This is a genomic window from Paraburkholderia sp. J69-1 (assembly GCF_905220255.1).
Taxonomy (GTDB): domain Bacteria; phylum Pseudomonadota; class Gammaproteobacteria; order Burkholderiales; family Burkholderiaceae; genus Paraburkholderia.
Map to the genome: position 1 here is coordinate 301422 of NZ_CAJMZG010000004.1, position 11788 is coordinate 313209.

The window sequence follows — 11788 nt, forward strand, 5'->3', positions numbered from 1 at the left end:
CGTCATGTCAGCGACTCATGACTTCGCAAAGCGCGAGCTTCGTAAAACCGCAGGTGAATTCGATTATGTGATCGTCGGTGCGGGCACGGCGGGCTGCGTGCTCGCCAATCGCCTCACGCAGGACGCGGACGTGTCCGTGCTGCTGATCGAAGCGGGCGGCAAGGACGACTATCACTGGATTCACATTCCGGTCGGCTATCTCTACTGCATCGGCAATCCGCGCACGGACTGGCTGTATAAAACCGCCGGGGAAAAAGGCCTCAACGGGCGTGCGCTGTCGTATCCGCGCGGGCGCGTGCTGGGCGGATCGTCGTCGATCAACGGCATGATCTATATGCGCGGCCAGCGCGAGGACTACGACAACTGGGCGCGCGTGACGGGCGATTCGGGCTGGTCGTGGGATTCGGTGCTGCCGGTCTTCAAACGCAGCGAGGATTACCACGGCGGCGCGAGCGAATTCCACGGCGCGGGCGGCGAATGGCGCGTGGAAAAGCAGCGCCTCAAATGGCAGATTCTCGAAACCTTCGCGCAGGCCGCGCAGGAGCAGGGCATTCCCGCGACCAGCGATTTCAATCGCGGCAATAACGAAGGCGTTGGCTATTTCGATGTGAACCAGCGGCGCGGCGTGCGCTGGAATGCGTCGAAGGCGTTTTTGCGCGCGGCGATGAAGCGGCCCAATCTCACCGTCGTGACGGGCGCGCTGACCGAGCGCGTGATCTTCGAAGGCAAACGCTGCGTCGGCGTGGATTACCGGGCGCAGTCCGCAGGCGATGTGGCGTATCGCGCCCGCGCGCGCTGCGAAGTGATTCTGAGCGCGGGCGCGGTGAATTCGCCGCCATTGCTGGAGCGTTCGGGCATCGGCGATGCGGCGCGCCTTGCGCAACTGGGCGTGGAGGTGGTGAACGATCTGCGCGGCGTGGGCGAAAACCTGCAGGACCATCTGCAGCTGCGCATGGCGTTTCGCGTGAACGGCGTGCGCACGCTCAACACGGCGTCGGCGCATTGGTGGGGCAAGCTGATGATCGGCATGGAATACGCGCTGCTGCAAAGCGGCCCGATGTCGATGGCGCCTTCGCAACTGGGTGCGTTCGCGAAGTCGGATGTGAACGACCTGGCGCTCACGCGGCCCGATCTGCAGTATCACGTGCAGCCGCTTTCGCTCGATCGCTTTGGCGAGCCCTTGCATCGCTTCAATGCGTTCACGGCTTCGGTGTGCAATCTGCGGCCCACGTCGCGTGGCGGCATTCACGCGGTTTCCGCGCGTGCCGAGGACGCGCCCGCCATCGCGCCGAACTATCTCTCGACCGATCACGATCTGCGCGTGGCCGCCAATGCGCTGCGTCTGACGCGCCGGATCGCGGCGTCGCCCGCGCTTGCGCGTTACCAGCCGCAGGAGATTTTGCCGGGCGTGGCGTATCAGAGCGAGGAAGAGCTGCGCGAGGCGGCGGGCAATGTCGGCACAACGATCTTCCATCCGGTGGGCACCTGCCGCATGGGCCGCACCGACGACGCCGACGCCGTGGTCGATGCGCGTCTGCGCGTGCGCGGCGTGGAAGGGCTGCGCGTGGTGGACGCCTCGGTGATGCCGTTTATCACGTCGGGCAACACCAATTCGCCGACGCTGATGATCGCCGAACGCGCGGCGCAGATGATGCGCGAAGACCGCCGCGCGGGACTATCGACCACCGTGCGCACGGAGTTGGCTGCATCCGCACCCGTGGCGTGAAGCACCCGCTTAACTGCGCGTCTTGCGGCGATGCCCGCAAAACGACGCGCAGCAAAGCCGTTGTTTCGGACCACTATCCAGGACACGCGCCGCGACTGCGGCGCGTGCGCTTTCGTGCGTCGGCTTCATCGATCTGATGTTTCTAACGTGCTGTCATCGTGCTGATATCGTCGGTTAATTGTTGCGCTAAATGGCGCGCAGCGATTCCATGAAACTTGACGCTCACCCGTAAGTGCAAATCCCAATGATTGCGCTGCATCAATGGCGAGACAATGGCGCGGAATGACAAAAGCGGGGGAGGCAGGCGCCGGAACATGGCGCGTCATGCATCGTCGTGCGCGGCCCGATTCGGCTAGACCCACTTGATCCGGCACGCACGAACCCATCGAAGCCAGTCGAAGCATCAGCCTACTTCGCGTGGAAGGGAACATGATTCTCGGCGACACGATTCTGGAGACGCGCGGCCTCACGAAACAGTTCAAGGGCTTCACGGCCGTGAACGGCGTGAACCTGCGCGTGTGCCGCGGTTCGATTCACGCGCTCATTGGACCGAATGGCGCGGGCAAGACCACTTGCTTCAATCTCCTGACTAAATTTCTCGTGCCGAGCGCCGGGCGCATCGTCTTCAACGGCATCGACATCACCAGCGAGCGGCCCGCGCAGATTGCGCGGCGCGGCATCATTCGCTCGTTCCAGATTTCGGCGGTGTTTCCGCATTTGACCGCGTTGCAGAACGTGCGCATTGGCCTGCAACGGCAACTGGGCACCGCGTATCACTTCTGGAAAAGCGAGCGCTCGCTGGCCGAACTCAACGACCGCGCGATGGATCTGCTCACCCAGGTGGGCCTCACCGATTTCGCCGATGTGCCGACCGTCGAGCTTGCATATGGGCGCAAGCGCGCGCTAGAAATCGCCACCACGCTGGCGATGGAGCCGGAACTGATGCTGCTCGACGAACCGACGCAAGGCATGGGTCACGAAGACGTGGACCGCGTGACGGCGCTGATCAAGAAGGTATCGACGGGCCGCACGATCCTGATGGTCGAGCACAACATGAATGTGATCGCGGGCATCTCCGACACCATCACGGTTCTGCAACGCGGCGAAGTGCTGGCCGAAGGCAGCTACGCCGAAGTGTCGAAGAATCCGCTCGTGGCCGAAGCCTATATGGGCAGTGCGGACGCTGCGCTCGCGGGAGCGCACGCATGAGCACGGTGACGGAGCAGCACGGTGAGCAGGACAGCGCGGCGGGCGCGGGCGAGAGCGCGCTGGAAATCGCGGGCCTGCAGGCGTGGTATGGCGAATCGCACATCCTGCATGGCGTCGATCTCTCCGTGAAGCGCGGCGAGGTCGTCACGCTGCTCGGCCGCAACGGTGCGGGCCGCACGACCACGCTGCGCGCCATCATGGGCTTGACGGGCCGGCGCACGGGTTCGATCCGCATCGGTGCGCGCGAAACCATCCAGATGCCGACCTATCGCATCGCGCATTGCGGTGTGGGTTATTGCCCGGAAGAGCGCGGCATTTTTTCGAGTCTGTCGTGCGAAGAAAACCTGCTGCTGCCGCCCGCCATCGGTGTGAAAGGCGGTGGGAAAAGCGGCGAGCAAGGCATGTCGCTCGACGAGATTTATTCGATGTTCCCCAACCTCGCGGAGCGCCGCCATAGCCAGGGCACGCGCCTGTCCGGCGGCGAGCAGCAGATGCTGGCCGTCGCGCGCATTCTGCGCACCGGCGCGAATCTGCTGCTGCTCGACGAGATTTCCGAGGGCCTCGCGCCCGTCATCGTGCAGACGCTCGCGCGCATGATCGTCACGCTCAAGTCGCGCGGCTACACCGTCGTGATGGTCGAGCAGAACTTCCGCTTCGCGGCGCCGCTCGCCGACCGCTTCTATGTGATGGAGCACGGGCGCATCGTCGAGCGTTTCGGTATCGCCGAGCTCGAGGGCAAGATGCCCGTGCTGCACGATCTGCTCGGTGTCTAGTTTGCGCATTCGTATCGCGCGCGGAGTGGGGTTGTCGAACCCGGTCCGCGCGAGTCGTGTCGTTTTGTCCTGTTTTGCCTTGCCTGAATAACAACGCTGCATCACAACGCAACCAGTGAAGGAGACAGCAATGAAGAAGACCACGTTCGCGCGGCTCGCGGCTTACGTTGCCGCCACGGCGGCTGCTACGGCGCTCTGCGCGGGGACTGCGCAGGCCGCGAACGACGCGGTGAAGATCGGCTTCATCACGGATATGTCGGGGCTTTACGCGGACGACGACGGCCAGGGCGGTCTCGCCGCCATCAAGATGGCAATCGCCGATTTCGGCGGCAAGGTGAACGGCAAGCCGATCGAAATCATGTACGCCGATCACCAGAACAAGGCCGATATCGCCGCGTCGAAGGCGCGCGAATGGATGGATCGCGATGGCATCGACATGCTGCTCGGCGGCACCAATTCGGCGACTGCGCTGGCCATGAACCAGGTCGCGCAGGAGAAGAAGCGGGTCTACTTCAACACGGGCGCGGGCACCGACGCGCTGACCAACGAGCAATGCACACCGTACACGATCCACTACGGTTACGACACGGTCGCGCTCGCCAAGGGCACGGGCCTCGCGGTGCTCAAGCAGGGCGGCAAGTCGTGGTTCTTCCTGACCGCCGACTACGCGTTCGGCAAGTCGCTCGAAAAGAACACGGCGGATGTGGTGAAGGCCAACGGCGGCCAGGTGCTGGGCGAAGTGCGCCATCCGCTTTCGGCTTCGGATTTTTCGTCGTTCCTGCTGCAGGCGCAGGCGTCGAAAGCGCAGGTGCTCGGCCTCGCCAATGCGGGCGGCGACTCGGTCAACGCGATCAAGGCGTCCAAGGAATTCGGCATCACAAAGACGATGAAGATCGCCGCGCTGCTGATGTTCCTGCCCGACGTGAAGAGCCTCGGACTGGAGACCACGCAGGGCCTCGTGCTGACGAGCGGCTGGTACTGGGACCAGAACGACGCGACGCGCAAGTGGGCGCAGCGCTACTACGAGCAGAACAAGAAGATGCCGTCCGAGCTTCAGGCCGCCGATTACTCGGTGGTGATGAACTACCTGAAGGCGGTGCAGGCGGTTGGCTCGACGGATTCCGACAAGGTCATGGCGCAGCTCAAGAAGACGAAGATCAACGACTTCTATACGAGCAACGGCTATATCCGCCAGGACGGCGTGCTGATCCACGACATGTATCTGGTCGAAGTGAAGAAGCCTTCGGAATCGAAGGGACCGTGGGATCTTTACAAGGTCGTGCAGACGATTCCGGGCGAACAGGCTTACACGTCGAAGGCGGAATCGAAGTGCGCGTTGTGGAAGTAGGCGCGCATTGAGCGCGCACTGAGCGCGCACGCGTGACGGGAAGAGGGCATGCGGCGTCCGGTGCGGTTGTACGCGCCAGGCGCCGCATCGATGCTTCAACCGATAACCCGTGCCTGAATCGTTAGATCGCGGTTACATCGCAGTTCCATCGGGGGCGGCTTTCATGATGATCTTTGGCATTCCGCTTTCGGCAATGCTGAGCCAGTTGTTGCTCGGGCTCGTGAACGGGTCGTTCTACGCGATCCTGAGCCTTGGCCTTGCGGTGATCTTCGGCATGCTCAACGTGATCAACTTCGCCCATGGCGCGTTGTTCATGCTGGGCGCGATGCTCACGTGGATGGGTCTCGCGTATTTCAATCTGCCGTACTGGGTGATGATCTTTGTCGCGCCGCTCGTGGTGGGCTTGATCGGCGTGCTGATCGAGCGTTCGATGCTGCGCTGGCTGTATCGGCTCGATCATTTGTACGGACTCCTGCTGACTTTCGGTTTGACGCTGGTGGTGGAGGGCGTGTTCCGCTCGATCTATGGCGCTTCGGGCCAGCCGTACGACGTGCCCGATCTGCTTGCAGGCGCAACCAATGTCGGCTTCATGTATCTGCCTAACTATCGCGCGTGGGTTGTCGTCGCTTCGCTGGCCGTGTGCTTCGCCACGTGGTTCGTGATCGAGAAAACGCGGCTGGGCGCGTATCTGCGCGCGGGCACGGAAAACCCCAAGCTCGTCGAGGCGTTCGGCATCAACGTGCCGCTCATGATCACGCTCACCTATGGCTTCGGCGTGGCGCTCGCGGCCTTCGCGGGCGTGCTGGCCGCGCCGGTGATCCAGGTCTCGCCGCTGATGGGCCAGCCGATGATCATCACGGTGTTCGCCGTGGTCGTGATCGGCGGCATGGGGTCGATCATGGGCTCGATTCTCACGGGGCTGATGCTCGGCGTGATCGAGGGCTTTACGCGCGTGTTCTGGCCGGAGGCGTCCGCGACCGTGGTGTTCGTCATCATGGCGATCGTGCTGCTGATCCGCCCCGCTGGACTCTTCGGCAAGGAACGATGATGCAAAGAAAAGTGCTGTATGCGCTGCTGCTGCTCGGGCTGATCGTGGCGCCGTTCGCCGGCGGCTATCCGCTCTTCGTGATGAAGGTGCTGTGCTTCGCGCTGTTCGCGGCCGCGTTCAATCTGCTGATCGGTTATACGGGCCTGCTGTCGTTCGGTCACGCGATGTTTCTCGCGAGCGCCGGCTACACCGCCGGTTACGCGATCCAGTCGCTCGGTTTCACGCCGGAGCTGGGCGTGCTGGCCGGCACGGCGGTGGCTACGCTGCTCGGCGTGATCGTCGGCATCTTTGCGATTCGCCGCCAGGGCATCTACTTCGCGATGGTCACGCTCGCGCTCGCGCAGATGGTCTACTTCGTGTTCCTGCAGGCGCCGTTCACGCACGGCGAAGACGGTCTGCAGGGCGTGCCGCGCGGCAAGCTGTTCGGCGTGGTGTCGCTCGATTCGGATCTCTCGCTCTACTACGTCGTGCTGGTGGTGATGGTGCTGGCTTTCATGCTGATCGTGCGTATCGTGCATTCGCCGTTCGGCCAGGTGCTGGTCGCGATCAAGGAGAACGAGCCGCGCGCGATTTCGCTGGGCTACGACACCGATCGCTTCAAGCTGCTCGCCTTCGTGCTTTCGGCCGGGCTTGCGGGGCTGGCCGGTTCGCTCAAGGTGCTGGTGCTGGGTTTCGAGACGCTCGGCGACGCTTACTGGACCATGTCCGGCCTCGTGATCCTGATGACGCTGGTGGGCGGCATGGGCACGCTGTTCGGGCCGCTGCTGGGTGCGGCGTTGATCGTCGCGCTGGAAGACCGGCTCGGCGATATCGGCGGCATGCTGGCTTCGGTGACGGGCGTGGAGTGGTTCCGCTCGCTGGGTGAGTCCGCAACCATCGTCACGGGGCTGATTTTCATCGCCTGCGTGCTGGCGTTCCGGCGTGGCATCGTCGGCGAAATCGTGGCGCGGGTGCGGCCGCTGCGCGCCTGACCGGCGCGTGCACCGACCCTTGCTTCACGTGGAAATTCACGTGAGAATAGGTGTCTTCGTGTGTGAACGGGGTCTTGTGCCAAACGGCCTGCCGCACAGCGTTTGAATGCGACATCTCTGTGTCAGTGCGCCCCAATTCGGTGCCGCACTGCACCACTAGGGTAAATGCTAGTTGCCCATGAGAGGGGCGAAAGTTAAAGTTTCACCTAGTTCTGATGCACCGAATTTGCAGGTGGAGAACGAGGAGACAACTGAGGCACAAAGTGCCCGGACAAGGAAGCGCAGTTGGATGAGAATCCAACTGCGCTTTTAATATTCAGCATTGGCTCAAATCGCTAATGCACCTCGTTCTCCATTCTCGTCTTCTCTCGTCTCTCCCTTCCCGTTTTTCCCCCCTCGCGGTTTTCCCGGTTTTTCCCGGTAGTTCAATCTGGCGTTCGCCATCGATTCACCATTAATCCGTCGTTTCCGCTTTGTCGCATTGCGTCGATTTACGCAAACAGCTTGGCTTTGCGTGAAACCGCCGTCGTGCGGGGCCTGCGCCGTTACGCATTTCCGCAGCCGTTTTTGCACCGTTGCATCCGCGCTGTAAGCTGCCGGAAAGCGCTTGCCGCGCAAAACATCGCTCCGTTACACTCGCCATTCGCCGACCATGCGGTCAGCATTATCGGCGCGTAAAACCCTGCCTGATTTCGAACCCGGAAAACCTCGCATTTCCGGCGCAATAAAGAATACGAAGATCGAAGGAGTGGAGATGCAGTTGGTTTGGCGTTGGATGAGTGCGGCCATGGCCGCCACGGGGATGCTCGCCGCCACGGCGGGCGCGGCGCATGCGGACGTGAAGATTGGCGTCACGCTTTCCGCCACGGGACCGGCGGCGTCGCTGGGCATCCCGGAAAAGAACACGATCGCGTTGCTGCCGAAGGACATTGCGGGTCAGAAGGTCGATTACATCGTCCTCGACGATGCCACCGACTCCACCCAGGCCGTCAAGAACGCCCGCAAGCTCACCAGTGAAGATCACGTCGACGCGCTGCTCGGCTCGACCGTCGTGCCGAACTCGCTGGCGATGATCGACGTCGCCGCCGAAACCGGCACGCCGATGATCTCGATGGCGGCCGCCGCCTCGATCGTCGAGCCAATGGATGCGAAGCGCGCGTGGGTCTTCAAGACGCCGCAGAACGATCAGTTGATGGCCGGCGCCATCGCCCAACATATGGCCGCGCATGGCGTGAAGTCGGTGGCCTTTATCGGCTTCTCGGATGCGTACGGCGAGAGCTGGTACAAGACCTTCAGCGCGGCGGCGGCGAAGCAGAACATCAAGATCGTCGCGAACGAACGCTTTGCGCGCAACGATGCGTCCGTCACGGGCCAGGTGCTCAAGATGATCTCGCAGCATCCCGACGCGGTGCTGATCGCCGGTGCGGGTACGCCCGCCGCGTTGCCGCAGAAGACGCTCAAGGAGCGCGGCTACGCGGGCAAGTATTATCAGACGCACGGCGTCGCCAATAACGACTTCCTGCGCGTGTGCGGCAAGGACTGCGAGGGCACGTATCTGCCCGCCGGCCCGCTGCTGGTCGCCGATCAACTGCCCGCATCGAATCCCGTGAAACAGTCGGCGTTGGCCTACAAGGCGGCCTATGAGAAGGCCTACGGCGCAGCTTCCATTTCCACCTTCGGCGGCCATGCGTGGGACGCAGGCTTGTTGCTCCAGCACGCGATTCCCGTTGCGCTGAAGGCCGGGCAACCGGGCACGCCTGCGTTCCGCACGGCGTTGCGCAAGGCGCTCGAAGACACGCACGACGTAGCGGGCGCGCACGGCATCTTCACGATGAGCGCGACCGATCACGCGGGCCTCGACGACCGGGCGCGCGTGATGGTGGAGATCGTCGGCGGCAAATGGAAGCTGGCTGGCGACTGAGTTTCTCAAGGAACGCACACGCATCGCATCCGACATCAAAAGGCACGCTCCCCAGGACGTGCCTTTTTTGTTGCTGCCGCAACGATGTGCGCGCGTCGATGCCGCGAGCAGTTGTAGCGCAAAGCAGCGAAGAGCAGCAGGGTAGGGCAGCACGCAGCAGGGCGGATCGCGTGGCGGCTTGTGCAGTGCCGCAGGCAGGGAAAACCATGCGTCACACGCGCGATCCCGATTACTACACTCAAAGGCCGGCGCGGCCGCGAACACCTTCAGGCGCTTCGCGACACGCCGCTGGAAAAACAAATCGACACGCAGACGAAGCGTTTGGAGACGCGCAATGAAAAAGAAGTTGGCGATGAAACAGTGGTCGGTGACGGCGCTCAATGCCGGGCTCGCAGCGGCATTGATGAGCATGGCGGGCGTGGCGGCCGCGCAGGTGAAGATCGGCGTGACGCTTTCGGCGACGGGCCCGGCGGCGTCGCTCGGCATCCCGGAGAAGAACACGATCGCGCTGCTGCCCAAGGAGATCGGCGGCAAGAGCGTGCAGTACATCGTGCTGGACGACGCGTCCGATACGAGCAAGGCCGTGCAGAACACGCACAAGCTGATCGACGAAGATCACGTCGACGCGATCATCGGTTCCTCGGTGACGCCGAACTCGCTGGCGATGCTCGACGTGGTCGCGCAAGGCAAGACGCCGATGATCTCGCTCGCGGCATCGGCGGCCATCATCCAGCCGGTGGACGACAAGCGCAAGTGGGCCTTCAAGCCGCCGCAGAACGACAGCCTGATGGCCGATGCGATCGCCGGTTATATGGAGAAGCACGGCGTCAAGACGGTGGGCTTCATCGGTTTCACGGACGCCTATGGCGATAGCTGGCTGCGCGAATTCACGGCGGCCGCGGCGAAGCACAACGTCAAGATCGTCGCGAGCGAGCGCTATAACCGCACCGATTCCTCGGTGACGGGGCAGGCGCTCAAGCTGATGGCGGCGAACCCGGATGCGGTGCTGATCGCCGGTTCCGGTACGCCTTCGGCGCTGCCCGCGACCACGCTCAAGGATCGCGGCTACAAGGGCAAGATTTATCAGACGCACGGCGTCGCCAATAACGACTTCCTGCGTGTGTGCGGCAAGGATTGCGAAGGCGAGCTGCTGCCCGCCGGCCCGATTCTCGTCGCCGATCAACTGCCTGATTCGAACCCGGTGAAGAAGTCGGCGCTGGCCTACAAGGCGGCCTACGAGAAAGCCTACGGCGCAGGCACGGTGGCGACCTTCGGCGGTCACGCGTGGGACGCAGGCCAGATGCTTCAGCGTGCGATTCCGGCCGCGCTCAAGACCGCGCAACCGGGCACCGAGGCGTTCCGCGTGGCGCTGCGTGACTCGCTCGAAAACATCAAGGATCTGCCGGTTTCGCACGGCATCATGAACACGTCGGCGACCGACCATAACGGCCTCGACGACCGCGCGCGCGTGATCGTCGAAGTCGTCAACGGCAAGTGGAAGCTGCAAGGCGATTGAGGTTTGTTCGCGTGGTCGATGCCGCGCGCTCGCACGTGAAACGCTGGCGTGTTTCACGTGCGGCGCGGCATCGGTATCTGTTGTCCTGTCTCTGAAGCGGCGCGGCTGAACCTGGCGCGCCGCGCGCTTTCCCGTTGCGCTGTCTGCGCTGTCTTGTCCCGCATCTCCCAACGTCGTCCTGACGTTGGCGGCTTCACGCGTTCCAGAAAGAGGGGTTATGGATTTATCGATCGCCGCGATCCTCGCGCAGGACGGCATCACCACCGGAGCGATTTACGCGCTGCTCGCGCTCGCCCTGGTGCTGGTGTTTTCCGTGACGCGGGTGATCTTCATTCCGCAGGGCGAGTTCGTTTCGTACGGCGCTTTGACGCTGGCCGCGCTGCAATCGCAGAAGTTTCCCGCCACCTGCTGGCTGCTCGTTGCGCTGGGCGCTGCGTGCTTTGTCGTCGAAACGGCGGGGCTCGTGCGTCATGCAGAACGCCGTCGCCACGCGGCGCGCACGCTCGTCTCGCTCGCGGGCAAGTATCTGCTGTTCCCCATCGCGCTCTATGCGCTCACGCGCGGCCTGGCAGGGCAGCCCTTGCCGATGCTCGCGCAGATTGCGCTGACGCTCGCCATCGTCGTGCCGATGGGGCCGTTCATCTACCGGCTTGCCTATGAGCCGATCGCCGAAGCCACCACGCTGCTGTTGCTGATCGTGGCGGTGGCCGTGCACTTCGCGATGGTCGGTCTCGGGCTCGTGATGTTCGGCGCGGAAGGCTCGCGCACGACCGCGTTCTCGGACGCCAGTTTCAACATCGGCGCGCTGTCGATCTCGGGGCAGAGTCTCTGGGTGGTCGGCACGGCGGTGGTGTTGATCGTCGCGCTGTACTTCTATTTCGATCGCACGATCTCCGGCAAGGCGTTGCGCGCGACCTCGGTGAACCGGCTGGGCGCGCGGCTGGTTGGCATCGGCACGACGCAGGCCGGGCGGCTCGCGTTCACGCTCGCGGCAGGGCTGGGCGCGCTGTGCGGCGTGCTGGTCGCGCCGCTCACGACCATCTACTACGACTCGGGCTTTCTGATCGGGCTGAAGGGCTTCGTGGGCGCGATCATCGGCGGGCTGGTGAGCTATCCGCTGGCCGCGGCGGGCTCGGTGCTCGTGGGGCTGCTGGAGTCGTACTCGTCGTTCTGGGCGAGCTCGTACAAGGAGGTGATCGTGTTCACGCTGATCATTCCCGTGCTGCTGTGGCGCAGTCTGTCCACGCCGCACGCCGAAGAGGAAGAGGAGTGACGC

Annotated in this window: 9 protein-coding genes; all 9 read left to right on the forward strand. The window is 63.5% G+C overall.

Annotated elements, in window-relative coordinates; genetic code table 11:
- Window positions 1-4 precede the first annotated feature (4 nt).
- The 9 genes from U5A67_RS09645 to U5A67_RS09685 all read left to right on the forward strand — a co-directional run bounded on the left by U5A67_RS09645 (window position 5) and on the right by U5A67_RS09685 (window position 11785).
- Window positions 5-1726, forward strand: a complete 1722-nt coding sequence (locus U5A67_RS09645) for a GMC family oxidoreductase (RefSeq protein WP_321813825.1) — start codon at window positions 5-7, stop codon at window positions 1724-1726.
- Window positions 1727-2155: 429 nt separating this feature from the next.
- Entirely contained in the window at window positions 2156-2935 is a 780-nt protein-coding gene (locus U5A67_RS09650; protein WP_205983174.1) for an ABC transporter ATP-binding protein, read from the forward strand.
- Window positions 2932-3708: an ABC transporter ATP-binding protein gene (locus U5A67_RS09655; RefSeq protein ID WP_321813826.1), complete on the forward strand. Its 777-nt coding sequence runs from the start codon at window positions 2932-2934 to the stop codon at window positions 3706-3708. The genes U5A67_RS09650 and U5A67_RS09655 overlap by 4 nt, the downstream gene beginning before the upstream one ends.
- A gap of 130 nt (window positions 3709-3838) precedes the next feature.
- Window positions 3839-5056: an ABC transporter substrate-binding protein gene (locus U5A67_RS09660; RefSeq protein ID WP_205983176.1), complete on the forward strand. Its 1218-nt coding sequence runs from the start codon at window positions 3839-3841 to the stop codon at window positions 5054-5056.
- A gap of 163 nt (window positions 5057-5219) precedes the next feature.
- Entirely contained in the window at window positions 5220-6104 is an 885-nt protein-coding gene (locus U5A67_RS09665; protein ID WP_205983177.1) for a branched-chain amino acid ABC transporter permease, read from the forward strand.
- Entirely contained in the window at window positions 6104-7075 is a 972-nt protein-coding gene (locus U5A67_RS09670) for a branched-chain amino acid ABC transporter permease (RefSeq protein ID WP_205983255.1), read from the forward strand. Before U5A67_RS09665 ends, U5A67_RS09670 begins: the two co-directional genes overlap by 1 nt.
- Before the next feature lie 754 nt (window positions 7076-7829).
- Complete coding sequence (locus U5A67_RS09675) at window positions 7830-8996, forward strand: ABC transporter substrate-binding protein (RefSeq protein ID WP_321813827.1); 1167 nt, start codon at window positions 7830-7832, stop codon at window positions 8994-8996.
- A gap of 334 nt (window positions 8997-9330) precedes the next feature.
- Window positions 9331-10512 carry an ABC transporter substrate-binding protein gene (locus tag U5A67_RS09680; protein ID WP_415767801.1) on the forward strand — a complete coding sequence of 394 codons (1182 nt, stop codon included), beginning with the start codon at window positions 9331-9333 and terminating at the stop codon, window positions 10510-10512.
- Between the two features lie 217 nt (window positions 10513-10729).
- The gene (locus tag U5A67_RS09685; protein WP_205983180.1) at window positions 10730-11785 is read left to right on the forward strand and encodes a branched-chain amino acid ABC transporter permease; all 1056 of its coding nucleotides are present in this window, start codon (window positions 10730-10732) and stop codon (window positions 11783-11785) included.
- Window positions 11786-11788: the final 3 nt, after the last annotated feature.